The following is a 24,752-nucleotide window of genomic DNA, read 5'->3' on the forward strand; positions in this document are numbered from 1 at the left end:
TCGACGATAACAGCGGGCGGGCTCCCCGGCCAGAGGCCTGAGCGGAGAACGCGCGCCGGCGGACGCGCCGGCGCGTCCGCCGGCGGTAGTTCGTCTCGCGAATTGTAAGGCCTCGGAAATGTTAGTCTGAACACGTGGCTAAGCAATATGAAGGACAGATCGGAGTGGTGGCCGCGCTGGTGCGGTCCACGTTCCTGGTGAACGCGGTGTACGCCGAGTCCGCCCGGGAGTACGGCCTCACCTCGCAGCAGGGTCAGCTGCTGTGCGTGCTGATGGCGCAGTCGTACGGCATGGGGGAGCTGGGCGCGGTGCTGGGGCTGGCCAAGTCGAGCCTCACCGGGCTGGTGGACCGCACCGAGCGCAACGGCCTGGTCCAGCGCAAACCCGACCCGCAGGACTCACGCGCGGTGCGGATCGCGCTCACCAGGAAGGGCTCCAAGGTCGCGGAGGAGTTCTACGTCGAGACCTGCCGGCGGATCGAGAACCTGACGACGGGCCTGTCCGACGCGGACCGCGAGACGCTCGCCGGCCTGCTCGGCGGCGTCGTGGAGGCCAACAAGGTCCCCGTGGTCTTCCTGGAGCCCGGGGGAGGGGCCGGCCTGGAGCACGAACGTTAGAGCGCTCCCGGGTTGCAGTTCGTGTCACGAACTATTATGGTTCGTAGCACGAACTGAACCTCTTTCCCGGATGGGGGCGTGACATCATGAGCAGTCGTACGGTGGTGGTCGTCGGCGGCGGTTACGGCGGTTCGGCGCTCGCCAGGGCGCTGGACGCCGAGGCCGAGGTCGTCCTCGTGGACCCCCGCGACGCGTTCGTCAACACGGCGGGCTCGCTGCGGGCGCTGACCCGGCCCGAGTGGGCAGGCAACATGTTCTTCCCCTACGAGCAGTGGCTGACGCGGGGCCGGGTGGTCCGCGACCGCGCGGTCTCCGTGGACGCCGGCGGCGTCACCCTGGCCTCGGGCGAACGCATCGAGGCCGGCCATCTGGTCCTGGCGACGGGCTCCAGCTACGCCTACCCGGCCAAGCCCGTCTCCGACTCCGCCGACGAGGTGCTGGACGACCTCCGCCGGACCCACAAGGAGCTGGCCGGCGCCGAACGGGTGCTGATCCTCGGCGCCGGGCCGGTCGGCCTGGAGCTGGCCGGGGAGATCAAGGAGGTCTGGCCGCACAAGCAGGTGACCGTCGTCGATCCGGCCGGGCGGCTGCTGCCCGCCTTCCCGGACGAGCTGCGCCAGGACCTGCACCGCCAGCTCGACGAGCTCGGCGTACGCCTGCGGCTGGGCGCCGGGCTGGTCGCGCCGCCGGCGACCGAGCCCGGCCAGGCCGAGACCTTCACCGTCACCACCACCGGAGGTGAGGAGATCACCGCCGACATCTGGTTCCGCGCGTACGGCGTGCGCACCAACAGCGACTACCTCGCCGACGGCCGGCTCACCGTCCGCAACGCGCAGGGGCAGGTCCCGGTCACCGAGACGCTCAACGTCAGGGGGTACGACCACGTCTACGCGATCGGCGACATCACCGACGTCCCCGAGGCCAAGATGGCGGGGTACGCCATGCAGCACGCCGACGTGGTGGCGCGCAACATCCTCGCCCGGCTGAACGGCGAGCAGCCCACGGCGACCTACCGGCCTCTGCCGTACCCCATGATCCTGCTTCCGCTCGGGCCGCGCGGCGGCGTCGGCCAGTTGCCCACCCCTGACGGCCCGGCCGTCGTCCCGGCGGAGACCGTGTCGGCGTACAAGGGCGCCGACCTGTTCACCGGCCGCTTCACCGAACAGTTCGGCTCCGCCTGAGCCCGGAGGACGGGACCGTCCGGCTTCCCCGCAGCCGGGAGGACGGGACGGGACCGTCCGGCTCCGCCTCGCCCGGGGGACGCCGCCCCGCGCCGAGCCACCTGCCCGCGGCGGGCTCCCTCTGATAATCGGGAAATCCACAAGGAAAGGCAGAACCGTGTCTGCACACGACGTCGTCTTCGGCTTCGGGGCGCACAGCGGCATCCACGAGGCGCCGCAACTGCTGCGCATGGCCCAGCAGGCCGACCGCGACCGGCTCGACATCTTCTCGCTGTCGGACCATCCCTACATCGGCGGGCGCCTCGACGCCTACGCCGCGCTCGGCTTCATCCTCGGCCGGACCGAGCACATCGCCGGCTTCGCCAACGTCACCAACCTGCCGACCCGGCCCGCTCCCATGCTGGCCCGGACGGTGACGTCGCTGTCGGCGCTGTCGGAGGGCCGCGTCGTGCTCGGCATGGGCGCGGGCGGGCTGTGGGACCGGATCTCCGACATGGGCGTCCCGCGGCTGTCGCCGGGCGACGCCGTGGACGCCTTCGAGGAAGCGATCGTGCTGGTCAAGAAGCTGTCGGGCGGCGGACCGCCGGTCACCTTCCAGGGCCGCCACTACCAGGTGAACCGGATCGAGCCCGCCCCCGTGGCCGCGCCCCCGGTGTGGACGGGATCGAACGGACCGAGGTCGCTGGCCGCCACCGGCCGGGTGGCCGACGGCTGGCTCCCCGGCCACGCGGCGGACTGGCGCAGCGAGCGCTACCGGACCTCGCGCCCGATCATCGACGAGGCGGCGGCGGCCGTGGGCCGGGACCCGCGCGAGATCCGGACGATCTACAACTTCCCCGGGCGCATCACCGACCGTCCGCTGCCGGCCACCCGCGACCAGGACGGCCGCTGGGTCGGCGGCTCCGTCGGCCAATGGGTCGAGGAGCTGACCGAGGCCGTGCTGGAGCACGACGCGTCGGGCTTCATCCTCTTCGCCCCCGATCACGGCGCCTCGGACCTCGTCACGCTCGGCCGCTGGGCCGCGGAGATCGTCCCGGCCGTGCGCGAGGCGGTCGCGGCGAAGAACGACTGAGGCCGTCGCCCGGAGCCGCCATGGACGGCTCCGGGGAGATCGCGCAGGCTCCGATCAGCAGGCCACCCAGGAGACCTTCGCCTGGCCGTCCTGAGTGCCCCACTGGCCCGTCTGGTTGCAGCCGAACCAGCGCTGTCCGACGAGCGTGTCGCCGGCCCAGTAGCTGATGACGGTGAGGAGGTCACCGCCGGGCGGGGGAGGAGGAATGGCATGAGCCGGGGTCGATCCGAGGGCCAGCAGACCGGCGGCCAGCGCCGCCGTGACGATCCCACGCTTGATTCTCACGAAGGTTCCTCCAGGTCAATGCGGTTGTGGACCAGAGCGAACGCCGAAGCCGTGCACGTGAATCGCCCTCACGATAACCGCGTTGATCAAGGCTGTCAGCAACAGGCGGCGCTTACCCGGCATCAACCGTCCGTCAGGCCGGTTGGTGGGTCCAGCCGGAGGCGAGAGGGGAGGAGACCGAGACCTCGCCGCCGGAGCGGGTGACGGTGAACGGCGTCGCCGCTCCCGAGGCGTGGTCGGTGACGGTGAGCGTCGTCTCGCCGTCCGGGCCCGGGTACACGCGCAGCGTCAGGCCGTCGAGGTAGTCGTAGTCCGGCCGGTCGTCCCTGGCCCCGACCGGCAGGACGGCGCCTTCCCGCACGTAGATCGGCATCGAGGTGAAGCCGTGGGTCTCGGTGCGCCAGCGTCCGCCCTCCACCCGCTCGCCCGTCAGGTAGTTCGTCCACGTGCCGTCCGGCAGGTAGAGCTCCACCGTGCCGTCGGGGGTGAACACCGGCGCGACGAGCAGGTCGGGGCCGAGCATGTACTGGGTGTCGAGGTGGGCGGCGTTGCGGTCGCCGGGGAAGGCCATCGCCATGGGGCGCATGACGGGCGTCCCACGCTCGTGCGCCCGGACGCCCGCCTGGAACAGGTACGGCATCAGCCGGAGCTTGAGCTTGGTGAACACCCGGGTCACCTCGACCGCCTCCTCGTCGAAGGCCCACGGCACGCGGTAGGACGACGAGCCGTGCAGCCGCGAGTGCGACGACATGAGCCCGAAGGCGACCCAGCGCTTGAAGACGCCGGGGTCGGGGGTGCCCTCGAAGCCGCCGATGTCGTGGCTCCAGAAGGAGAAGCCGGAGAACGCGAGCGACAGGCCACCGCGCAGGGTCTCCGCCATGGACGCGTAGCTCGACCCCGTGTCGCCGCCCCAGTGCACCGGCATCCGCTGGCCGCCCGCGGTAGCCGACCGCGCGAACAGCACCGCCTCGCCGGCGCCGCGCTTGTCCTCCAGCACCTCGAACACCGCCGCGTTGTAGAGCTGCGTGTAGAGGTTGTGCATCCGCTCGGGCGCGGAGCCGTCGAAGTAGGCGACGTCCAGCGGGATGCGCTCCCCGAAGTCGGTCTTGAAAGCGTCGACTCCCTGATCCTGAAGCGCGCGCAGCTTCGACTGGAACCACCGGGTCGCGTCCGGGTTGGTGAAGTCGACGAGCCCCATGCCGGCCTGCCACAGGTCCCACTGCCACACCGACCCGTCCGGACGCCTGAGCAGGAAGCCGCGCTCGGCGGCCTCGGCGAACAGCGGTGAGCGCTGGCCGATGTAGGGGTTGATCCACACGCAGACCCGCAGGTCCTTCGCGCGCAGGCGGGCCAGCATGCCCTCGGGGTCGGGGAAGACGCGCGGGTCCCACGCGAAGTCGCACCAGTTGAACTCGCGCATCCAGAAGCAGTCGAAGTGGAAGACCGACAGCGGCAGGTCACGCTCGGCCATGCCGTCGATGAACGAGGTCACCGTCCGCTCGTCGTAGTCGGTGGTGAACGACGTCGACAGCCACAGGCCGTAGGACCACGCGGGCAGGCGCGCGGGGCGGCCGGTGAGCGCGGTGTACCGTTCGAGGATCCGCTCCGGGGACGGCCCGTGGATCACGAAGTACTCCAGGCTCTCGCCCGCGACCGAGAACTGCGCGCGCTGCACCGCCTCCGACCCGATCTCGTACGAGACGTGACCGGGATGGTTGACGAAGACGCCGTACCCGCGGTTGGTCAGGTAGAACGGCACGTTCTTGTAGGCCTGCTCGGAGGAGGTGCCGCCGTCGGCGTTCCAGATCTCCACGGTCTGGCCGTTCTTGACCAGCGGCCCGAAGCGCTCCCCGAGCCCGTAGACGACCTCGCCCACGCCGAGCGCGAGCTGCTGGGCGAGATGGACCGACGAGCGGGGCCCGCCGGTGCCGCCCCGGGCGTTGCCGACGGGGCCCGGGTCCACCTGCGCGTCGGCGGCGAGCCGGAAGTAGCCGATGGACTTGGCGCCGCTGGAGGTCAGCGGGCGCCCGTCACCGTGGAAGGACAGGTCCCAGGGGGCGCCGGGCCTCATGGTGGCGCTCAGCCCGCCGCTGGTGAGCGTCACCGCGCCGGTGCCGTCCGTTTCGACGACGCCGTGGCCGTCCTCGGCGCCGACCAGGTCGAAGCCCCGCTCCACGCCGCCCCCGACGTGGTGGTCGATCCGGACGCGGATCACGTCCGGCAGCGGCGCCGACAGCCGGAGCGTGAGCACCGGGCGGTTGAGGGTGTCGCCCCGGCGGTGGATGACGGTGGTGGGCGCGGTGACGGTGAATGCCCCGTCCTCCGGCCAGATGTCGTGGGCCTCGGCGGCGTACAGCGCGGTGACGCCGGGACGCAGCTGCCAGAGCCCGTCGGTGAACTTCATCGGTGGGGATCCTTTTCAGACAACGGTGCCGGACGGGGGACGCGCCGCGGGCGCGTCCCGGCCGTCATCCCTTCAGACCGCCGGCCAGCAGGTCGGCGCGCCAGAAGCGCTGCAGCACCAGGACGAGGACGACCAGCGGGACGACGGACACGGCCGAGCCCATGATGACCAGCGAGTACAGGTCGCCGTCCCCCGCGCCCTTGCCCAGGAACGTGTACAGGCCGAGCGTGATCGGGTACTTGTCCTGGTCGGAGAGCATGATGAAGGGCAGCAGGAAGTTGTTCCAGATGCCGACGAACTGCAGCAGGAACACGGTCACGAGGCCCTGCACCATCATCGGCAGGACGATGCGCACGAAGATGTGGACCTCTCCGGCGCCGTCCAGGCGGGCCGCCTCCAGCGTGCTCTCCGGCAGCGAGGCCGCCGCGAAGACCCGGCACAGGAAGATGCCGAACGGGTTGATGATCACCGGCAGGAGGACCGACCAGTAGGTCCCGGCCAGGCCGACGGCGGCCAGCAGCAGGTACTGCGGGACGGCCAGCACGATGCCGGGCACCAGCACGCCGGCGAGGATCACCGAGAACAGCGCCTGACGTCCCCGGAAGCGGAACTTGGCCAGGGCGTAGCCGGCCATGGCCGACACCAGCGTGGACAGGATCGCGCCGAGCCCGGCGTACAGCAGGGAGTTCAGCCCCCACCGCCAGAACTGGCCGTCGCCGTAGCCGCCGAGCGCGGCCAGGTTGTCGGCGAACCCGCTGCCCGGGGCGAAGGAGAAGGTGGTGAACAGCTCGCGCGGGCTCTTGGAGGAGGCGATGACCACCCACGCGACGGGGGCCAGGCAGTACAGCGCGCCGAGCAGCAGCACGACCGTCGCCAGCCGCGGCCGTCGCGCCGTTCCCGGCCGGCGCCGCGTCAGGACCGTGCGGTCGCCGGCGCTCACGCGTCGTCCCCGAAGGTGCGGCGCTGGAAGAAGCGCAGCAGCAGCAGCGACAGCACGAGGATGCCCAGGGCCAGGACGACGGAGGCGGCGGCGGCCCCGCCGAGGTTGTCGTTCATGAACGCCTCCTGGTAGATCTTCATCAGCGGCACCCAGGTGAAGCTGATGGTCGTCGACATCGGCCGCAGCGTCGCCGGCTCGCTGTAGAGCTGCAGGGTGCCGATCACGGAGAACAGGCCGGTGAGCACGAGGGCGGGCGCGACCAGCGGGATCTTGATGCGCCAGGCGATCTGCAGCTCACTGGCCCCGTCGATGCGGGCCGCCTCGTAGACCGAGGTCGGGATGGCGCGCAACGACGTGAAGATGATGATCATGTTGAAGCCCACGCCCGACCACAGCGCGATGTTGGCCAGCGAGAAGTACAGGGTGGGGAAGCCGAAGAAGTCCAGCGGCCCGGCGTGCAGCTGCCTGGCGAGGTAGCTGATCGGGCTGGTGCTGGGCAGGTAGAGGAAGCCCCACAGCAGGCTGGCGATGACGCCGGGCACCGCGTACGGCAGGAAGATCGCGGTGCGGGCGAAGCCGCGCGCCCGCACCCTCGGGGTGTCGAGCAGCAGCGCGAACAGCAGGGCCAGGCCCAGCACGCTGGGGATGGCGACGAGGCCGTAGAGCAGCACCCGCCCGAGCCCGGCGACGTACTCGGGATCGGTGAGCGCGGTGAGGTAGTTGTCGAGGCCGACGAAGGACTGCACGCGCCGCCCGAACGCGCCGCCGCCCTCGATGCGGAAGCCGCGGAAGCTCAGGTAGATCGCGTAACCGATCGGGATGATGAGGAACAGGGTGAACAGCACGATCGCGGGCGTGGCGAACAGCCACGGGGTGGCCGCGGCGCGCAGGCGCGAGCGTCGGGCGGGGGTGGCGGGCATGGGGCGTCCAGGGTGAGGGTCGAGAGGCCGGTGAGGTGGGGCCCGGCGGGTGGCCGGGCCCGGCCCCTACTTGCTGACGGTATAGCCGGACTTCTGCAGGTCGGCGACGACGGCTTGCTGCGTGGCCTGGTACACCGCCCGGAAGGAGGTCTTGTTGAGCGCGGCGGCGTTGAGCGCGTCCCCGAAGGCGGTCTGCGCCACGTTCACGTTGGGCCCCCAGGTGACGGGGATGGTGGTGTTCTTGATCACCTGGTCGGTGACCTGGTAGAAGTCCTTCTGCTGCGGCATCAGCCGGGGCGGCTCATGGGTGAGCGTCGCCTGACGGCCGGCGTTCCCGCCGGGATAGATGTCGAGGCTGAGCTGCGCCTTGGAGCCCTCGTCGGAGGCGCCCAGCCAGGCGGCGAAGGCCGCGGCCTCCTTGGCGTGCTTGGACTTGGCCGGCACCAGGAAGGCGGAGCCGCCCAGGAACGGCACGGCCGGATCGCCGGGCGTCCATTGCGGCAGCGGCGCCGACTCCCACGTGCCCGCGGTGTCCGGCGCCACCGAGTAGATCACGTTGGGCGCCCAGGCCGCGGCGGCCCAGCTGAGGAGCTTGCCGCTGTTGACCTGCGCGTTCCATTCCGGCGTGAGCAGCGGCTCGACCTTGACCAGATCGCGCTCCACGAGATCCTGCCAGAAGTCGGCGGTCTTCAGCGACGCCTCGCTGTCGATGCCGACCTTCCACGTCTTGCCGTCGTTGCTCCACCACTGGGCGCCGGCCTGGGCGGCCTGGGCGGCGAAGAACTCGAGCTGGGCGGCGGAGAAGCTGGCGATGTAGACGCTGGGATCCTTCTTGTGGATCTGCTCCGCCGCCTTGGCGTACTCGGCCCAGGTGGTGGGGACCTTGGCGCCGTACTTGTCGAACAGGTCCTTGCGGTAGGTGAGCACCATGGGGCCGATGTCCTGGGGCACGCCGTAGACCTGGCCGTCGAAGGTGGTCAGGGCCCAGATGTTGGGCTCGATGCCCGCCTTCACGCCCGCCACGTCGGCGGTGATGTCCTTCACGGCTCCGGCCGTCACCACGGCGGGCACGCCCCGGTACTCCAGTTGCACGACGTCGGGGGTGTCGCCCGCCTTGTCGGCGGCCAGCAGCTTGGAGGCCGTCTCGGCGGTCCCGCCGACCTCCGCCAGCTTGACGGTGACGTCCGGGTGCAACTGGTGGTACTTGTCGATGACCGCCTTGGCCCGCGGGTCGGTGCCCTTGAGGTTCCAGGTCCACACCTGCAGCGTGACCGGCCCGCCGTCGCTCGCCGTGCCCGAGGAGGGCGCCTCGGCGGACGAGCAGGCGGCGAGCGACGCCGTCAGGGCGACCGCCAGCGCGGCGGCGGCCAGGGACGTCCCGGGCCGGCGGCGTCGAGGCGGGGGGAGGGTCGGTGGGGTCATGACGAGCTCCTCGGCGGGTGGTGCGTCACGGCGGAGTGCCGGGTCGTGCGTTGGGATCTAACCTGATGTTAACGTTGTCATCCTGTCAAGCCCCCTGCTCGTGACAGAGCCGACACGCTACGGAGCCGCATCCCCGTGCCCACCTTCCGCAACCCGGTCCTGCCCGGCTGCTATCCGGACCCGTCGATCTGCCGAGCCGGCGATGACTTCTACCTGGTCACCTCGTCGTTCGCCTACTTCCCCGGCATCCCCCTCTTCCACAGCCGGGACCTGGTGAGCTGGCGGCAGCTCACGCACGTGCTCGACCGGCCGGGGCCGCTGTCGCTGGAGGGCCTGGACGTCTCCGACGGGATCTGGGCGCCGACCATCCGCCACCACGACGGCACGTTCTACGTGGTCTCCACCCTGGCCAGGAACCGGCAGGGCAGCGTCACCTTCGTCGTCACGGCCGACGACCCCGCCGGGCCGTGGTCGGATCCGGTCCCGCTGGAGGCCGAGGGCATCGACCCCTCGCTGTTCTTCGACGACGACGGCCGGTGCTGGCTGACGGCCTGCCGCGACGCCGTCGAGCCCGGCGGCGGGCCCGGCGAGCTGTGGATGCGCGAGCTGGACCTCGACCGCCTCAAGCTGGTCGGCCCCACCCACGTGCTGTGGCACGGCGCCGTACGCGGGGCGTGGGTGGAGGCGCCCCACCTGTACAAGCGGGACGGCGTGTACCACCTGATCGCCGCCGAGGGCGGCACCGAGGGCAACCACAGCGTCACCGCGGCCCGCTCCGACGCCGTCACCGGCCCCTACGTCACCGATCCGCGCAGCCCGCTGCTGACCCACCGCCACCGCGGCCAGGACGAGCCCGTCCAGAACGTCGGCCACGTCGACCTGGTGGACACCCCCGACGGCGAGACGTGGGCGGTGGCGCTCGGGGTCCGGCCGATCGAGGGCACGCACACGCTGGGCCGGGAGGTGTTCCTGGTGCCCGTCTCGTGGGACGCCCGCGGGCCGGTCTTCGCCCCGGAGACGGGCGGCGTGCGCCTGTCGGAGCGTCTGCCGTCGATCGCCACCGGCGGACCGGACTCGAAGCGGTTGCCGTCGATCGCCACCGGTGGACCGGACGACGACGCGGAGCACTCCGACGACCCGGAGCGGGAGCGGCGCGACGACGCGGCGCCGGTACGGGAGCGCTTCGACGGGCCCGTGCCCGGGCTGGAGTGGAACAGCCTCCGAGGCCCCGTCCACGACCGCGTCAGACCCTCGGCCGACGGCGGCGGGCTGGACCTCGCCCTGTCCCCGGAGCCGCTGTCCTCCACCGGCGTGCCGACGTTCCTCGGCCGCCGCCAGCGCCATGTCCGCTTCCACGCCCGGGCGCGCATCGGCTTCTCCGCGGCGCACCCGGCGCAGGAGGCCGGGATCGCCGTCTTCCAGAACCAGGACCACCACGCCACGCTCGCCCTCACCGTGGACGGCGGCGGGCGGCCCCGGGTGGTGCTGACCGTCCGCCAGGCGGGCACGAGCACCCGCCTGGCCTCCGCGCCGGTGGCGGCCGGCGAGGCGGTGCTCGCGGTCGAGGGGGACGAGGACCGCTACACCTTCCGCTTCCAGGACCCGGGCACCGACCGGTGGACCAGCCTGGCCGGCGTCGAGCGGTCGTTCTTCAGCACCGAGCGGGCGGGCGGGTTCGTGGGGGTCTATCTCGGTCTGTACGCGACCGGCAACGGCCGTGCCGGCGACGGACAGGCGCACGTGCACTGGTTCGAGTACCAGCCCGCGACGAGCTAGCGGGGCGGCGCCGTGCTGCGCCGCACCACCAGCTCGGGGGCGATCCGCTCGGAGGAGGCCGGCTCGCCGCGCATCATGCGCAGCACCTGCTGGATGGAGCGCTCGCCCAGGCCGAAGAAGTCCTGGCGGACCGTGGTGAGCGCGGGCACCAGGTACGCCGCGCCCGCGATGTCGTCGAACCCGACGAGCGAGACGTCGCCGGGCACCTTGACGCCGAGTTCGGCGAAGGCGGCCAGCACCCCCATGGCCATCTGGTCGTTGCCGGCGAAGATCGCCGTCGGCCGCTCGCCGGTCCGGCGGGTGACGAGGTAGTGGGCCAGCCGGTAGCCGCTGTTGCCGGTGAAGTCGCCCTCCAGCAGCTCCCCGCGGGCGTCCGGCGCCTCCGCCAGCGCGGAGCGCCAGCCCTCGACGCGCGCCCGGGCGTCGAAGGTGCGCAGCGCGCCGGTCAGGTGGGCGATGTCGCGATGCCCCAGCTCCAGCAGGTGCCGCACGGCGAGCCGCGCGCCGAGCTCCTGGTCGAGCTCGACGAAGCCGAGATCCGGGTTGGGCACGTCGCCGGACATGACCACCGTCACGGGCACGCCGGTGACGACGTCGGCCAGGGCGTCGGCCACCATGGGCCGGTCGGCGATGACCGCGATGGCCTCCACCGCCTGGTCGGTGAGCCGCTGCAGCGTCTCGGCGAGGTCCCTGGTGGTGCCGCCCTGCCAGGCGGCCAGGTTGACCCAGTATCCGGCCCGCTGCGCCGCGGTCTGTACGCCGCGCAGGATGCGGGGCAGCTCGTACAGCTCGGCCCCGGCCAGCACGACGCCGATGGTCGAGGACCGGCGGCTCTTGAGCGCGCGGGCCACGCTGTTGCGGCGGTAGCCGAGCTTCTCGATGGCGGCCTCGACGCGGGCCCGGGTCTCCGGCCGTACGGAGGGGTGATCGTTGAGGACGCGGGAGACCGTGACGTGCGACACCCCGGCCTCGCGCGCCACGTCCACCATGCCCGGTGCCCGGTTCATGCCCTTCACTTCCCAGCTTCCGCCCCGACGCTCCCGCCCGCCCGGGCGTCACGTCGATGGTGTCACACCCGCCGTGCGCTCCGGCCCTCGCGCGTCACCGTCGCACCCGCCGCCGTACCATCGGTCCTCGACGAGACCAGGGCCGGCGGAGGCAGGCGGGACATGTACGGACGCGAGGCGGAGCGGCGACTGCTCGACCGGCTGCTGGACCGCGTCCGTGACGGCGGCGCGGCCTCCCTCGTGGTGCGCGGCGAGCCCGGCATCGGCAAGACCACGCTGCTCGACCATCTCGCCGGCGCCGCCGCGGACCTGCGGATCCTGCGCGTCACCGGTGTGGAGACCGAGGCCGAACTGCCGTACGCGGCTCTGCACCTGTTGCTCTACCCGGTGCTCGACCGCCTGGACGCGCTGCCGGAGGCCCAGCGCGCCGCCCTGCGCGCCGCGCTCGGCGTGGAGGCGGCCACCGGCGCCAACCGCTTCCAGGTGGGCCTCGCCGTGCTGGGCCTGCTGGCCGAGCTGTCTGCGGAGCGGCCGGTGCTCTGCCTGGTGGACGACGCCCAGTGGCTGGACCGGGAGTCGGCCGACGCGCTGGTGTTCGCCGTGCGGCGGCTGCACGCCGAGCCCGTCGGCGTGGTCGTCGCCGCGCGCGACGGCGACGGGTTCCGCACCATGCCCGACCTGGACGAGATCCACCTGGCCGGACTGTCCAGGGACGCGGCCGAGCGGCTGCTGGCCGAGCAGTCGCTCGCCGTCAACGTCCAGGACCAGATCATCGGCGAGGCCCGGGGCAACCCGCTGGCCCTGGTGGAGCTGCCGCGCGCGCTGAGCCCGGAGCAGCGGGCGGGCGCGTTCACCCCGCCGGTGCTGGCCTTCGCGGAGTCCGGCACGCCGCCGAGCCGGGTGCTGCGCGGCTTCCGCTCCGAGGTCGAGGCCTTGCCGTCCGCGGCCCGGCTCTGCCTGCTGGCCGCCGCGCTGGCGGGGACGGCCGACCGCGACGTCATCATCGGCGCCGCGACGGCCTGCGGGGCGGGCCTGGCGGCCCTCGCGGTCGCCGAGCGGGCGGGGCTGCTGCGCGCCGACGCGAGCGGCATCACGCTGCGCCACCCCCTCGTCCGCGTCGCCGTCCAGGCCGCCTCGGACATCGGCGAGCACACGGCGGTGCACCGGGCGCTCGCCGAGGCCACGGAAGGCGCCCGCCGCGTGTGGCACCTGTCCGCGGCGGCGACCGGCGCCGACGACGCCCTGGCCGGCGACCTCGACCAGGTGGCCGGCCAGGCCATGGACCGGGGAGCGCCGTCCGTCGCCGCCTCCGCCGCGGAACGCGCGGCGGAGCTCACCACGGAGCCGGGCGACCGCTTCCGCCGGCTGTCCTACGCCGCGACCGCCGCGCTGGAGGCCGGGCAGCTCGACCGCGCCGCCCGCCTGACCCGCCGTGCCGAGAGCGGCGGCCCCGGCCGTCCGGGCGCGATGCCGGCGGCCGACCGGCGGCTGGCGGGTGTCCGCGCGCTGATCGAGTACGAGCGCGGCATGCCGGGGAGGGCGGCCGCGATCCTCGTCGAGGAGGCCGTGCCGGCCACCGCCGCCGACCCGGACAACCGGGACTCCGTCCTGGTCAGGGCGGCCGTCTACACCTGGCACGCCGGAGCGGGGCACGGCGACCTGTTCCGCCGCCTGGAACGGCACGCGGAGGGGAGCGGCGTGGCCGGGCTCGTCCGCGGGCTGCGCCTGGTGTCCCTGGGGGAGCCGGCCGCCGCGGTCCCGGAGCTGGCGCGCTACCTCGGCACCGTGGACGAGACCATGCCGTTCCCCCAGCGGCTGGCCGCCGCCTACGCGGCGTCGCTCACCGGCGACCACGGGCTCGTCGGCGAGCTCGCGGAGGGGCTGGTCGCCGAGTGCTATCGGGAGGGGCGCACGACGCTGCTCCCGCAGCCGCTCGGCCTGCTCGGCACCGCCCACATGCTGCTCGGGCGGCCGGGAGAGGCGTTCGCGTCGATCCGCGAAGGGCTGAGCGTGGCCGCGGACTCGGGGCAGGAGCACCGGCGTGGCCATCTGGCGGGCGTGCTGAGCTGGCTGCACGCGATCGCGGGCGAGGAGGAACGCGCTCGGGCCATGGCCGTCGAGGCGGACGCCGCCAGTGCCGACGGCCGGCGCGCCGCCGCGCGCGGCTGGGCCGTCCACGCGCTCACCGAGCTGGACCTCCAGCGGGGGCGCTACGAGGCGGCGCTGGCCCGGCTGCGCGAGGCGGGCGCGGGGCGGGCGGCGCACACGATCAGCGTCCAGATGCACGCCGTTCCCGCCCTGGTCGAGGCGGCCGTCCGGCATGGTGTGCCGGGCGAGGCGGGCCCCGCGCTCGCCCGGCTGACCGCCTGGGCCGAAGCCTGCGCGCGGCCGTGGGCGCTGGCCGTGGCGGCCCGCTGCGCGGCGCTGCTCGCCGACGACCCGGAGCCGCTCTACCGCAAGGCCCTGGCCGACCACGACCGCGACGGCCACTCTCTGGAACACGCCCGCACGCACCTGCTGTACGGGGAGTGGCTGCGCCGCCGCCTGCGCCGCGCCGAGGCGAGAGGGCAGCTGACCGCCGCCCACGACCTGTTCGACCGGCTCGGCGCCACGGGCTGGGCGGCCCGCGCGGCGGACGAGCTGCGGGCCGCCGGGTACGCGCCGGCCGTCCGTGACGGCGCCCACGACCCGCTCGCCGTCCTCACCCCGCAGGAGCTCCAGGTCGTCCGGCTGGCCGCCACCGGGGCCTCCAACCGGGACGTGGCCGCCCGGCTGTTCCTCAGCCCGCGCACCGTCGCCTACCACCTGTACAAGGCGTTCCCCAAGCTGGGCATCACCTCGCGGGCCGAACTGGCCCCGATGCTTAACCGGCCGCCCGGCACAGCTGTCTGAATACCGAATCGTGACGGACGCGGCCCCGGTCAGTGCGTCCGTAGCGTCGGCGGCGTGACCAACCACGTACCCCGTTACAGCCTGGCCGAGCGCGACCGCCGCTGGGGCCTGGCCCGCGACATCATGGCGGCGGAAGGGCTCGACGCCCTCATCGCGTACGGCGAGCACGAGTGCGCCGACCTGGCGCCGTTCGCGCCGGACGCCTACTTCACCAACGACCGCCCCGGCTCCATCGTGATCTTCTGCGGCGACGCCGATCCGGTGCAGCTCACCTGGTCCACGCTCCCGGTCGCGGACCACATCGAGGCCACCCGCCGCGGCGACGACCTGTGGATCCCGCCGGGCGACATCCGGGTCGCCCGGCACGCCGCGGGGGTGGTGGAGGTGCTGCGGGAGCACCGGGTCGAGGCGGGCGCCGTCGGCGTGCTCGGCCTGGACCCCTACCCGCCGTTCCACATCAACCCGATCATGCCCTACCACCTGTGGACGGAGGTGCTCGCCGAGCTGCCCGGCGTACGGTTCGTCCCGGTCGGCCTCGGATACCTGTTCGCCACGACCTGCCAGTCGAAGGAGGAGCTGGAGGTCATCGCCTACTCGGCGGCGGCCGGCGACGCCATGGCGCGGGCGATGCTGGAGGCCGCCGCGCCCGGCGTCAGCGAGGCGGAGGTGTACGCGGCCGGCATGGCCGCCGCCTTCCGGCTCGGCGTCGCCGCCCCCGGCATGCTGCTGTCCACCGGCCCCGGGTTCGTCTCCTGGGGGCCGCCCGCCTGGTCGTACCGGCCGCAGCAGCCGCGGATCCTCCAGGACGGCGACGTCGTCATGGCCGAGGTGTTCTGCCGGTTCGGCATGAAGGAGACCCAGCACCAGGTCGCCATCGCCGTCGGCGAGCCGCATCCCGACGTCGTCACCGCCGCCGGGATCGCCCGCGCGAGCTACGAGGCCGGGCTGGCCGCCGCCACGCCGGGCAACACCTTCGGCGACCTCGTCGAGGCCATGGAGGCCCCGCTGCGCGAGGCGGACGCCTGGAACGTCCACCCGCTGGTGCACCTGCTCAATCCCATGGGCCCGGTCTGCGGCTTCGGCGCCGGGCTGCGCCGCATGCCGGAGGCGCAGCGGTACGGCCGGCTGTTCGACGTGCCCACCATGGGCGGCGAGCTGCCCCTGGCCCCAGGCATGACGTTCGCCTTCGAGCCCAACGCCGTCGTCGGGGGCCGGCTGGCCAACCTCGGCGGCACCGTCGTCATCGGCGACGACGACCCGCTGGAGCTCAACCCGTTCACCGCCCAGCTGCTGAGGAGCACCTCATGATCACCGTCGAGCACGTGGCCGCCTATCCCGCCGCCCCGGAGGCCGTCTTCGCCGTCCTCGCCGACCTGGAACGCCACCCCGACTGGCAGGCGGACGTCCTGTCCGCCCACGTGGACGGACCGGTACGGCAGGACGCCACGGTCACCCAGGTGCGCAAGGTGATGGGCAAGCGCGCCGAGATCACGCTCACCGTCGCCGAGCTCGTACCCGGCGAGCGCCTGGTCCTGCGCACCGCGCCCGGCACCCGGCCCGGCGTCACCCAGCGGTACACGGTCACCGCGGACGGGCCGGGCTCCCGCGTCGAGTTCCGCCTGGAGCTGGACGGGGTGCCCAAGCTCGCCGAGCACCTGGTCCGCGCGCAGCTCGGCAAGCAGGTGCCGCTGCTGTTCGACCGCCTCGGCGCGCTGGTGGCGGCCCGATGAGCGTCTTCCGGATCCCCGAGCGGGAGATCGCCGAGCGTCCCGGCGGATACTCCGGCCCGAACCTGTCACCCGCCGGGCTGCGCCTGACGCCCCACGCGCTGGCGGACGGCGTCCACGCGCTCATGGCCTCGCTCCCGCCCAAGGACAACAACGGCCTCGTCGCCGGCAGGGACGCGGCGCTCGTCGTGGACGCGGGCATCACCCCCGACGTCTCGCGGCAGATCCAGGACCTGGCCGCCGAGCTGACCGACCGGCCGCTGCGGTACCTGGTGAACACCACCTACCACGGCGACCACACCTTCGGGAACCTGGCCTTCCCCGCCGAGACCGTCATCGTCTCCTCCCGCGCCAACCGGGACAACATGACCGACCTCGGCTACGAGAAGCAGGTCAGGGGCGGCAACATGTACGGCGACGACGCCCTGCTCGACGCGGTCACCGAATGGCGCCTCCCGGACCTCGTCTTCGACTCCCGCGCCGAGATCGACCTGGGCGGCAGGACCGTCGTCCTGTGGCACTTCGGGCCCGGCAACGGCCCCGGCGACACCGTGGTCCACGTCCCCGACGCCGAGGTCGCCTGGACGGGCAACCTGCTGGCCCATGCCGGCATCGCGCACATGCTGCTGCAGGGCGGGCCGAGGCCGTACGCCGCGACGCTGCGCGCGATGAAGGAGGCCCTGCCCGGACTGCGGACGATCGTGCCCGGTCACGGCCCCATGGGGCCGGCGCATCCCGCCATCGACGCGCTGCTCGCCTACCTGGAACGGCTGGACGAGGACGTCAGCGCCGCCGTGGCGGCGGGCCGCACCCTGGAGGAGACCATGGCGGCCTGCGCCGACCCGTGGGCGGGCGACCGGCTCGACCCGGCGCTGGAGGCGGCCCTGGCCGGTTACGGGCTGCCCACGGAGGCGGTCACGGGCGGCATGCTCGCCCTGTGCCGCGACCTGCACCGGCTCAACGTCCTGGCCACCTACCGGCTGTACCACGCATAGGGGCGGCTCGCGGGCGAGGCGCCGCACGGCGGCCTCGCCCGGAGCGGGAGCCCCGGCCTGGATCCGGCCTAGATCAGGTCGATGCGTTCCTGGTCGATCGGGTAGCCGGCCTTGGCGAACGTGGCGGCCATCGGCAGGTTGCCCTGGTCCGTGCCGGCCACGATGCGCTCCACCCCCTCGGCGACCAGCAGGTGCGTGGCCTCGGCGAGCAGGTCGTAGGCGTAGCCGTTGCCGCGGTGCTCGGGCACCACGCCGACGTAGGCGACGATGGCGGCGTTGGGGTTGGCGGCGGGGACGGTCAGCCCGACGAGGTCCCCGCCGGGCGTGTAGGCCAGCCGCCACCACTCGCGCGGGCTCGGCAGCCAGCGCAGCAGGTCGAGATCCTCCCGGGCGGCCGCGTCCAGGCCGGACTCGGCGATGGTACGGCGTGCGTGCGCGTCCAGGCTGCCCTGGTGGACGCGGCGGAAGACCTCGAAGATCACCTCGTCGTCGGGTTCGGGACGGAACAGGAGCCGGCCCCGGCGTTCGGGCAGGCCGCAGTCCGGCGTCCACGCGTACCGGTAGCGCTCGACGAGCGGCGACATGCCCGCGGCGACGGCCGCGTCGACGCGGGCCTGCACCTGGGCGCGCACCTCGGGCTGCTCCCGCCAGCCGCGCGGCAGCTTGATGGAGTACTCGGCGCGCAACGGCGCCGTGCGCAGCAACTCCACCGCCGCGTCGGCGTCGGTGAAGTCGAACCAGTCGAGGGCCATGGGCTCGGCGTCGTCCGGCCCCGCCCACCAGGCGGCGCGGGCGACGACCCGGCCCTCGCGCAGGGCCACCCACGACCATTCCGGCCGGTATTGGCCGGCGGCGGCCATGGCGGAGTAGGTGTCGCCGAACGCGGCGAAGCCCACCAGGCCCGGGTCCGGCAAGGAGTCGAAGAGGTCCTGCTCCCCTGCCACGAGGGGACGGATCACCAGATCGGTCATGCGAGAAAGTCCTAACGGGTGGCGACGCGCTCCCGTTCAGACCCTCGGCGCCCTCGGAACGAGGCGGAAGCGCATGACAGTCATCGTGGTCATGGTCTCCACCTCCTTGGTTCCGCTGCTCAACGAGAGCGCCGCAGCAGCTTAGCAGAGTCAGTCGTCCAGGCCCCGCGTGCGCAGCGCCTCGCCGAGCGTGTCGGCGTGCCGCAGGACGCTGATCAGCAGCGGCACGGCGAACGCCCGCATGCTCCACTCGACCCCCCGGGCCCGCTGGGCCTCCCTGACCCGCGTCGCCAGCCCCGAGACGACCGGCACGCTGCGCACGGTGAGCGACAGCAGCAGCGACAGCCGGAACGGGTCCAGGCCGACGAACCGCGCGGGCGCCAGGCAGCGTTCCAGGCAGGCCATCATGGCGGCGGTGCGGGTGGTGAGCGTGACCAGCCCCGCCAGGGCGACGGCCAGCACCATCCGCAGCGTGGACGTCACCGCGACCGGCGGCCCCGCCGACAGCGCCTGCACGGCGAACAGCGCGACCGCGAACCAGCGGACGGGCCGCACCTGCGCCCAGCCCGCCGCCCAGCCGACGCCCGACACGGCGTACAGCAGGACGACGACCGCCGCGGCGCCGCCCAGCGCCACCGGCGAGCTCAGGAGCACGAGCGCCGTGCACGACAGCGCGAGCGCGAGCAGCTTGACGCCGGCGCCGAGGCGGTGCAGCGGCGACCGGCCGGGGACGTAGGCGCCGGTGAGCCCGGTCACGCCATCAGCTTCCGGTAGTGGCCGATCGCCGGGCCGGGCTCGTCGTCGGCGACCACGCGGCCCCCGTCCAGCACCACGACGCGGTCGAAGTCCTCCAGCAGCGCCAGGTCGTGGGTGACCACCACCACCTGGTGCGGCAGGCCGCGCAGGACGCCCGCGAACTGGCGGGAGTGGCGCAGGTCGAGCAGCGTCGTCGGCTCGTCCATCACCAGGACGCGGGGCTCCAGCACCAGGACCGAGCACAGGGCGAGGAGCTGCTTCTGGCCGCCGGAGAGCTGGTGGGCGGGATGGTCGGCGTGCTCGGCCAGACCGTTCTCGGCGAGCACGGCCCGCACCCGCCGCTCCACCTCCTCGGGCCGCAGCCCCTTGCGGCGCAGCGAGAAGGCCACGTCCTCGGCCACCGTCGGCATGACGATCTGGGCGTCCGGGTCGGTGAAGACGAACCCCACGTCCCGTCTGATGCGGGCCCCGTGCCTGCGGGTGTCGCGCCCGAGCACCGTCACGCTGCCCGAGGTCGGCAGGGCCAGCCCGTTGATCAGCCGGGCGAGGGTGCTCTTGCCGGAGCCGTTGGCGCCGATCACGCCGACGCGTCGCTGCGCGAGCGACAGCGTGACGCCGCACAGCACGTCCCGGGGCCCGAGCCGGACACGGACGTCGGAGAACTCGATCACTCACACCACCTCGAACAGCGCGGCGACCCCGAGGCCGCCGCCGACCGCCGCCGTCGCCAGTCCCAGTGTTCCCGGGGGCGCGCCGGCCCGGACGAGCCTGCCGAACAGCCTGGTCACCACCACGGCGCCGCTGGCGCCCCAGGGATGGCCCAGGGCCAGGGAGCCCCCGTCGGCGCACACCCGGTCCCGGTCGCCGTCCAGCGGGTCGAGCCCGAGCGCGTCGGTCACCGCCAGCACCTGCGCCGCGAACGCCTCCACGATCTCCACGGCCGCGACCTGGCCGAGCGTCACGCCGGCGCGTTCGAGCACGCGCCGGACGGCCGGCACCGGCCCCCATCCGGGCAGCGCGGGGTCGCAGCCGACGACCGCGCCGGCCCGCAGCCGCAGCCCCGGCAGACCGGCCCGCAGGCGGTCCGGGACGACGGCGACCGCGGCGGCGCCGTCGCTGACCGGCGAGGAGTTGCCGGCGGTCACCGTGCCCCCGGTGACGAACGCGGCCGGCAGCCGGGACAGCGACGCCATCCGCAGGGGGCGGGGCCGCTGGTCGTCCGTCCGGCCGCCGACCGGGACGATCTCCCGCTCGAAGCGGCCCGCGTCGCGCGCGGCCAGCGCCTTGGCGTGGCTGTGGCAGGCGTAGGCGTCCTGGCGTTCGCGGCTCACGCCGCGGGCCGTCGCGAGCGCCTCCGCGGCCGGGCCCATGTCGGGGTCGGGGTGTCCGGCCGGGGCGAACGGCGCCCGCCCGTACGGCACGGGCGGCTCGTCCCCTCCGCCGCGGTGCGCCCGCAGCGGGGCGGTGGACGCGCTCTCCGCCCCGCCCGCGACGACCAGGTCGGCCTCGCCGGCGCGGACCGCCTGGCCGGCGAGCAGGATCGCGGCCAGGCCGCTGCCGCACTGCCGGTCGACCGTGAGACCGGGGACGTCGTGCCCGAGCCCGGCCGCCAGCGCGGAGACCCGGGCGACGTTGCCGCCGGGGCCCATGCAATTGCCGAGGATCACGTCGTCCACCGGGATGCCGAGGCCGGCGACGTCGCCGGCGACCGCGGCGACGACGGGGGCGGCGAGCCGGTCGACGGTCAGGTCCCTGAACGCGTGCCCGGCGGTGCCGACGGGGGTGCGGCGGGCGGCCACGACGACCGGCGCGTCGCGCAGGCCGGTCACCGTCATCCCAGCCGCCGCAGGCCGGGGTCGCCGTCGGCGAGGCGGGTGGCGACCAGCCCGCGCGCCGGCTTGCCGGTGGGCGTGCGGGGGAGTTCGGGGACGGCGTACCAGCGGCGGGGCCGCTGGGCGGTGTCGAGGCCGCTGCGCGCCGCCGCCTCCAGCCTGGCCCGCGGCGGCGGGGCGGCGTCGCGGGTCTCCAGGACGGCGGTGACCACGGACCCGAGGTAGGGGTGCGGCGAGCCGACGACCACGAGGTCGCCCACGCCCGGCACGCCGCGCAGCACCTCCTCGACGTCCTCCGGCACGACGGTCGCGCCGCCGGTCTGGATCGCGCCGTCCCCGCGGCCGCGCAGCCGCAGCACCTCGCCCGGCCGGTACGGCTCGGCCAGGTCGCCGACGCTCATCCAGCCGGCGTCGTCCACGCGCAGGGGACCGGTGGCGCCGGCCAGATAGCCCTGCGACAGCCAGGGGGAGCGGGCCCAGACCTCTCCGAGCCGCTGCCCGCGCGGGACGCGGACCTCGATGTCGGTGCCGGGGAACGGGCGCAGCCCCGCGCCGTCGGCGTCCACGGCCACGAAGGACAGCTCGGTCGCGCCGTAGTACGCCACGACGTGGACGCCGGCCGCCGCCGCCCGCTCGCGCGCGCCGCCCGGCAGCGCGGCGCCGCCGATCACGGCCGTGCGGAGCGGGCTCGCGGTCCGGCCGAGGGCGTCGAGCACGGCGGGCAGCCGGTGCGGCACGAGATGGACGACGGTGGCCTCGGCCAGGTCGGCGGCCAGGTCGGCCGGGGACCAGCGGCCCGGCAGGACGGCCGTCGCGCCGGTCGCCAGGGTGTGCACGGCGGCGAAGGCGTACAGGGAGGACACCAGCGGCCCGGGGACCAGCACGACGTCGTCAGGCCCGATCCCCGTGAGGCGGTCCAGGTGCGGGAAGGAGGCTGTCCACGACGCGCGGGTGCGCACCACGGCGCGCGGTCTGCCGGTGCTGCCGGAGCTGAAGCAGGCCCACGCCGGGTCGTCGGGAGCGGCGGCGCCGGACGTCGGGGGCGGGGAGACGGGCGGGGCGGGTAGGGGGGCGTCGATGGAGGCGTCCACGGGGACGGCCCGCATCACCAGCGCGCGCCGCTCGGGCCCCCAGGAGGGGTCGCACACCAGCGGCATGGCCCCGGCCAGGTCGGCGGCCAGCACGGCGACGAGCAGCTCGATCGGGTCGTCGAGGCTGACGGCCACCAGCGGGCGCCGACCGGCCTCCGGGCCGGACGGGGGAGGGGCGGAAGCGGTGGGCCGGTCTGCCGGGGGAGGGACGGTCGGGGTGGGCCGGTCCGCCGGGGGAGGGATGGTCGCGGTGGGCCGAACCGCCGGGGGAGGAGCCGTTCGGCCGAGGAGGTCGGACAGGCGCCGGGCCGCTCCGGCGATCCGGGCAGCGAGCTCGGCGTAGGTCAGCTCCCCCGACCGGCCGCGGACGGCCGGATGGTGCGGGCGGTCGGCGGCGTGGCGCAGGACCTGTGCGGAGACCGGCATGCCGGGTCAGCGCCTCCCCTTGGCCGCCACCGGCTGTTCGCCGCCCGCGGCCGGGTAGGCCCGGAAGACGCCGCTCGCCACGACCGACGCCAGCACGGCCTTGGCCAGGTCGCCCGGCAGGAAGACCGAGCTCAGCGCCCCGGCCTTGACCAGCGGGAGGCCGGTGAGGGCCGCCTGGACCGGGACGCCCAGGAGGTAGATGACGCCGATGCCGCCGGCCAGGCACGCCACGAGGAGCCGTGCGAAGCCGGGGGTCCGGCCGCCGCTCCCGGCGATCCAGCCGACCACGGCGGCACCCGGGAGCCAGCCGATCAGGAACCCGGCGGAGGGGCCGGTGAACACGCCGAGACCGCCGCGCCCGCCGGCCAGCAGGGGCAGGCCCGCGGCGACCAGCACGAGGAGGACGGCGACGGCCAGAGCGCCGCGCCGGGCGCCCAGCACGGCGCCCGCCAGCATGACGCCGAACGTCTGCAGGGTGATCGGCACCGTGTTGCCCAGCACGCTGATGCCGCCGGGCAGCCCGAGCACGGCGATCAGGGCGGCGAAGACGCTGATGCGGGCCAGGTCGCCGGTGGCGAGCCGGCGGCGGGGCTGGTGATCCCCTGACTCCTGCGGCCGGGACGGCACCTGTTCGTCGTGTGTCATAAAGCAGATCTCACATCAGGACGTCATGGGTCAGACATGGCGGGATCCCACAACATTTCCCGCCCTCCTCTGACGGAGGGCGGGTGGCGGTCCAGCCGTCGCCGGGCCCGGCGCGTGCCCCCGTCGTGATCCCGGCGTGGTGCCGGGGCCGGTGCCGCGCCGCGCCGGACGGGCTTCACCCTACCCGCGGCAGGTACGTACCTCTGCCTGGGCGGATCCCCGCCCGGGACGGGGCCGTCAGTGGTGGCGCGGGGCGGCGCGGCGGGGCAGCAGCCGGACCAGGGCGCAGCAGAGGAGGGTGGTGACGGCCGTCGTGGCGAGGCTGCGCGCGGCCGCGGCGGCCTGGCCGTCGGCCAGGGAGCCGAAGTAGACGGTGGTCACGGCGGCGGCGCCGACGGCGTTGGCGAGCTGCTGGACCGCGGTGAGCGAGCCGCCGGCGCTGCCGGACTCGGCGGGGTCGATGTCGCCGACCGTGATGACGTAGACGGTTCCGGAGCAGGTGCCCATGCCCAGGCCGACGACGAGCACCGGCGCGACGAGCGCCCAGCCGCCGGGGGCGGTGCCGGAGACGAGGACCAGGGCCAGCAGCCAGCCCGTGCCGGCCAGGGTGACGACCAGGCCGGCGGCGACGAGGCGGCGGCCGAGCCGGGTGATGAGCCGGTGGGAGGCGACGGAGGCCACGACGATGCCCGCCGCCACCGGCGCCAGGCCCAGCGAGGCGCGCAGCGGCGTGAAGCCCAGGCCCTTCTGCATGAACAGCGACAGCACGTACAGCAGGCCCGACACCGCCGCGAAGTACGCGGCGCCGAGGACCAGCCCGGAGGTGAACCCGCGGTTGCGCAGCAGGGACGGCTCGATGAGCGGGTTCGCCGCCGTGCGCTGGCGCCTGGCGAACAGGGCGAAGAAGGCCAGGCCGGCGGCCATGCACAGCAGCGGGGCGGCTGCCCAGCCGTGGGCCGAGCCGTCGATCAGGCCGTAGAGCAGGCCGAGCATGGCCGCGGCGAGCAGGGCCGCGCCGGGGCCGTCGAGGGAGACGGAGGCGTCGCCGCGGTCCTTCGGCAGCAGCCGGGCGGCGGCCAGGACGATCACGCCGCCGAGGACGATGTTGATCAGGAACATCGCCCGCCAGCCGAGGCCGAACAGGTCCGCCTCGATCAGGCCGGCCGCCAGGACGGGACCGCCGACGGCGGATCCGCCGAGGGCGGGCAGGAACGCGCTGAAGGCCGTGCCGAGCTGGTCGCGCGGGAAGACCGAGGTGAGGATGCCGAACCCCTGGGGGATCAGCAGGGCGCCGAACGCCCCCTGGACCAGCCGGGCGGTGATGAGCGAGGCCGGGTCGGGGGCCAGGCCGCAGGCGACGGAGGCGAGGGTGAAGCCGGCGATGCCGGCCAGGAAGGTGCGGCGGCGGCCGTACTTGTCGCCGAGCCGTCCGCCGGGCACGAGCAGGACGCCCAGCGCGAGGGCGTAGCCGGCGCCCAGCCACTGGACCAGGGCGTCACCTCCGCGCAGGTCGGCGGCGATGGTCGGCGCCGCGATGTTGGTGATCGTGGAGTCGAGGAGGTCGAGGACGCTCGCCGCGACGACGACGGCCAGGACGGCGCGCCGCCTCGCCGGCGTGACGGCGGGGTCCGCGCCGGCGGGGGCGGCGGGGGCGGCGGGGGCGGCGCGGGCGGGGGAGGGCACAGGGCTCCCCTTTCTGAGGTCGTGCGCGACGCATCATGTGCGTCGCACAAATATTGCGTGACGCACATGAATGTGGGGCATGGGGCGCCGGTTGTCAAACAGAAAAGAGC

Annotated in this window: 21 protein-coding genes; 8 read left to right on the forward strand and 13 right to left on the reverse strand. The window is 74.3% G+C overall.

The window, feature by feature from the left end:
* Positions 1 to 134 precede the first annotated feature (134 nt).
* The 3 genes from HT134_RS14110 to HT134_RS14120 all read left to right on the forward strand — a co-directional run bounded on the left by HT134_RS14110 (position 135) and on the right by HT134_RS14120 (position 2,870).
* Complete coding sequence (locus HT134_RS14110; RefSeq protein ID WP_175600784.1) at positions 135 to 617, forward strand: MarR family winged helix-turn-helix transcriptional regulator; 483 nt, start codon at positions 135 to 137, stop codon at positions 615 to 617.
* Between the two features lie 86 nt (positions 618 to 703).
* Entirely contained in the window at positions 704 to 1,798 is a 1,095-nt protein-coding gene (locus tag HT134_RS14115; protein ID WP_175600785.1) for an NAD(P)/FAD-dependent oxidoreductase, read from the forward strand.
* Positions 1,799 to 1,955: 157 nt separating this feature from the next.
* The gene (locus HT134_RS14120) at positions 1,956 to 2,870 is read left to right on the forward strand and encodes an LLM class flavin-dependent oxidoreductase (protein WP_175600786.1); all 915 of its coding nucleotides are present in this window, start codon (positions 1,956 to 1,958) and stop codon (positions 2,868 to 2,870) included.
* 54 nt (positions 2,871 to 2,924) lie between these two features.
* Here the strand turns inward: HT134_RS14120 and HT134_RS14125 are convergent, their stop codons facing one another.
* The 5 genes from HT134_RS14125 to HT134_RS14145 all read right to left on the reverse strand — a co-directional run bounded on the left by HT134_RS14125 (position 2,925) and on the right by HT134_RS14145 (position 8,841).
* A complete protein-coding gene (locus HT134_RS14125; RefSeq protein WP_175600787.1) occupies positions 2,925 to 3,155 on the reverse strand; it encodes a hypothetical protein in 231 nt (76 codons plus the stop codon).
* A gap of 133 nt (positions 3,156 to 3,288) precedes the next feature.
* Positions 3,289 to 5,559 (reverse strand): alpha-xylosidase, encoded by a 2,271-nt coding sequence (gene yicI, locus HT134_RS14130; RefSeq protein ID WP_175600788.1) that lies wholly within the window; start codon positions 5,557 to 5,559, stop codon positions 3,289 to 3,291.
* A gap of 64 nt (positions 5,560 to 5,623) precedes the next feature.
* Positions 5,624 to 6,499, reverse strand: coding sequence for a carbohydrate ABC transporter permease (locus HT134_RS14135; RefSeq protein WP_175600789.1), 876 nt, complete (start codon positions 6,497 to 6,499; stop codon positions 5,624 to 5,626).
* Complete coding sequence (locus tag HT134_RS14140; RefSeq protein ID WP_175600790.1) at positions 6,496 to 7,419, reverse strand: carbohydrate ABC transporter permease; 924 nt, start codon at positions 7,417 to 7,419, stop codon at positions 6,496 to 6,498. Before HT134_RS14140 ends, HT134_RS14135 begins: the two co-directional genes overlap by 4 nt.
* Positions 7,420 to 7,485: 66 nt before the next feature.
* A complete protein-coding gene (locus HT134_RS14145) occupies positions 7,486 to 8,841 on the reverse strand; it encodes an ABC transporter substrate-binding protein (protein WP_175600791.1) in 1,356 nt (451 codons plus the stop codon).
* Between the two features lie 135 nt (positions 8,842 to 8,976).
* On the opposite strand from HT134_RS14145, the gene HT134_RS47620 reads away from it, so the two are divergent.
* Positions 8,977 to 10,617 (forward strand): glycoside hydrolase family 43 protein, encoded by a 1,641-nt coding sequence (locus HT134_RS47620; RefSeq protein ID WP_175600792.1) that lies wholly within the window; start codon positions 8,977 to 8,979, stop codon positions 10,615 to 10,617.
* Here the strand turns inward: HT134_RS47620 and HT134_RS14155 are convergent.
* Entirely contained in the window at positions 10,614 to 11,624 is a 1,011-nt protein-coding gene (locus HT134_RS14155) for a LacI family DNA-binding transcriptional regulator (RefSeq protein WP_175600793.1), read from the reverse strand. The two genes, HT134_RS47620 and HT134_RS14155, sit on opposite strands and share 4 nt — an antisense overlap.
* Before the next feature lie 162 nt (positions 11,625 to 11,786).
* On the opposite strand from HT134_RS14155, the gene HT134_RS14160 reads away from it, so the two are divergent.
* Genes HT134_RS14160 through HT134_RS14175 form a run of 4 tightly spaced genes read left to right on the forward strand, consistent with a single transcriptional unit; the run spans position 11,787 to position 17,238 of the window.
* Positions 11,787 to 14,516 carry a helix-turn-helix transcriptional regulator gene (locus tag HT134_RS14160; RefSeq protein ID WP_175600794.1) on the forward strand — a complete coding sequence of 910 codons (2,730 nt, stop codon included), beginning with the start codon at positions 11,787 to 11,789 and terminating at the stop codon, positions 14,514 to 14,516.
* Between the two features lie 54 nt (positions 14,517 to 14,570).
* Positions 14,571 to 15,824, forward strand: a complete 1,254-nt coding sequence (locus HT134_RS45555) for a M24 family metallopeptidase (RefSeq protein ID WP_217707812.1) — start codon at positions 14,571 to 14,573, stop codon at positions 15,822 to 15,824.
* Positions 15,821 to 16,246: an SRPBCC family protein gene (locus HT134_RS14170; protein ID WP_175600795.1), complete on the forward strand. Its 426-nt coding sequence runs from the start codon at positions 15,821 to 15,823 to the stop codon at positions 16,244 to 16,246. Before HT134_RS45555 ends, HT134_RS14170 begins: the two co-directional genes overlap by 4 nt.
* The gene (locus tag HT134_RS14175; protein ID WP_175600796.1) at positions 16,243 to 17,238 is read left to right on the forward strand and encodes an MBL fold metallo-hydrolase; all 996 of its coding nucleotides are present in this window, start codon (positions 16,243 to 16,245) and stop codon (positions 17,236 to 17,238) included. The genes HT134_RS14170 and HT134_RS14175 overlap by 4 nt, the downstream gene beginning before the upstream one ends.
* 68 nt (positions 17,239 to 17,306) lie before the next feature.
* Here the strand turns inward: HT134_RS14175 and HT134_RS14180 are convergent, their stop codons facing one another.
* The 7 genes from HT134_RS14180 to HT134_RS14210 all read right to left on the reverse strand — a co-directional run bounded on the left by HT134_RS14180 (position 17,307) and on the right by HT134_RS14210 (position 24,642).
* Positions 17,307 to 18,209 (reverse strand): GNAT family N-acetyltransferase, encoded by a 903-nt coding sequence (locus HT134_RS14180; protein WP_175600797.1) that lies wholly within the window; start codon positions 18,207 to 18,209, stop codon positions 17,307 to 17,309.
* 150 nt (positions 18,210 to 18,359) lie between these two features.
* Complete coding sequence (locus HT134_RS14185) at positions 18,360 to 18,965, reverse strand: energy-coupling factor transporter transmembrane component T family protein (protein WP_175600798.1); 606 nt, start codon at positions 18,963 to 18,965, stop codon at positions 18,360 to 18,362.
* On the reverse strand, positions 18,962 to 19,636 hold the full coding sequence (locus tag HT134_RS14190; RefSeq protein WP_175600799.1) for an energy-coupling factor ABC transporter ATP-binding protein: 675 nt from the start codon (positions 19,634 to 19,636) through the stop codon (positions 18,962 to 18,964). The genes HT134_RS14185 and HT134_RS14190 overlap by 4 nt, the downstream gene beginning before the upstream one ends.
* Positions 19,637 to 20,800, reverse strand: coding sequence for a thiolase family protein (locus HT134_RS14195; RefSeq protein WP_175600800.1), 1,164 nt, complete (start codon positions 20,798 to 20,800; stop codon positions 19,637 to 19,639). It abuts the gene before it with no gap.
* Entirely contained in the window at positions 20,797 to 22,314 is a 1,518-nt protein-coding gene (locus tag HT134_RS46935; protein WP_217707813.1) for an AMP-binding protein, read from the reverse strand. The genes HT134_RS14195 and HT134_RS46935 overlap by 4 nt, the downstream gene beginning before the upstream one ends.
* Before the next feature lie 6 nt (positions 22,315 to 22,320).
* Complete coding sequence (locus HT134_RS14205; protein ID WP_175600801.1) at positions 22,321 to 22,959, reverse strand: biotin transporter BioY; 639 nt, start codon at positions 22,957 to 22,959, stop codon at positions 22,321 to 22,323.
* Positions 22,960 to 23,196: 237 nt separating this feature from the next.
* Complete coding sequence (locus HT134_RS14210; protein ID WP_175600802.1) at positions 23,197 to 24,642, reverse strand: MFS transporter; 1,446 nt, start codon at positions 24,640 to 24,642, stop codon at positions 23,197 to 23,199.
* Positions 24,643 to 24,752 lie beyond the last annotated feature (110 nt).

The organism is Nonomuraea rhodomycinica (assembly GCF_013363995.1).
Taxonomy (GTDB): Bacteria; Actinomycetota; Actinomycetes; order Streptosporangiales; family Streptosporangiaceae; genus Nonomuraea; species Nonomuraea rhodomycinica.

What these genes read in the sequence shown, in the direction of transcription:
- HT134_RS14175 (WP_175600796.1), top strand. Translation starts at nt 16,243, where the DNA reads ATGAGCGTCTTCCGGATCCCCGAGCGGGAGATCGCCGAGCGTCCCGGC.
- HT134_RS14140 (WP_175600790.1), bottom strand. Translation starts at nt 7,419, where the DNA reads ATGCCCGCCACCCCCGCCCGACGCTCGCGCCTGCGCGCCGCGGCCACC.
- HT134_RS14160 (WP_175600794.1), top strand. Translation starts at nt 11,787, where the DNA reads ATGTACGGACGCGAGGCGGAGCGGCGACTGCTCGACCGGCTGCTGGAC.
- yicI (WP_175600788.1), bottom strand. Translation starts at nt 5,559, where the DNA reads ATGAAGTTCACCGACGGGCTCTGGCAGCTGCGTCCCGGCGTCACCGCG.
- HT134_RS14180 (WP_175600797.1), bottom strand. Translation starts at nt 18,209, where the DNA reads ATGACCGATCTGGTGATCCGTCCCCTCGTGGCAGGGGAGCAGGACCTC.
- HT134_RS14205 (WP_175600801.1), bottom strand. Translation starts at nt 22,959, where the DNA reads ATGACACACGACGAACAGGTGCCGTCCCGGCCGCAGGAGTCAGGGGAT.
- HT134_RS14155 (WP_175600793.1), bottom strand. Translation starts at nt 11,624, where the DNA reads ATGAACCGGGCACCGGGCATGGTGGACGTGGCGCGCGAGGCCGGGGTG.
- HT134_RS14170 (WP_175600795.1), top strand. Translation starts at nt 15,821, where the DNA reads ATGATCACCGTCGAGCACGTGGCCGCCTATCCCGCCGCCCCGGAGGCC.
- HT134_RS46935 (WP_217707813.1), bottom strand. Translation starts at nt 22,314, where the DNA reads ATGCCGGTCTCCGCACAGGTCCTGCGCCACGCCGCCGACCGCCCGCAC.
- HT134_RS14115 (WP_175600785.1), top strand. Translation starts at nt 704, where the DNA reads ATGAGCAGTCGTACGGTGGTGGTCGTCGGCGGCGGTTACGGCGGTTCG.
- HT134_RS14195 (WP_175600800.1), bottom strand. Translation starts at nt 20,800, where the DNA reads ATGACGGTGACCGGCCTGCGCGACGCGCCGGTCGTCGTGGCCGCCCGC.
- HT134_RS14145 (WP_175600791.1), bottom strand. Translation starts at nt 8,841, where the DNA reads ATGACCCCACCGACCCTCCCCCCGCCTCGACGCCGCCGGCCCGGGACG.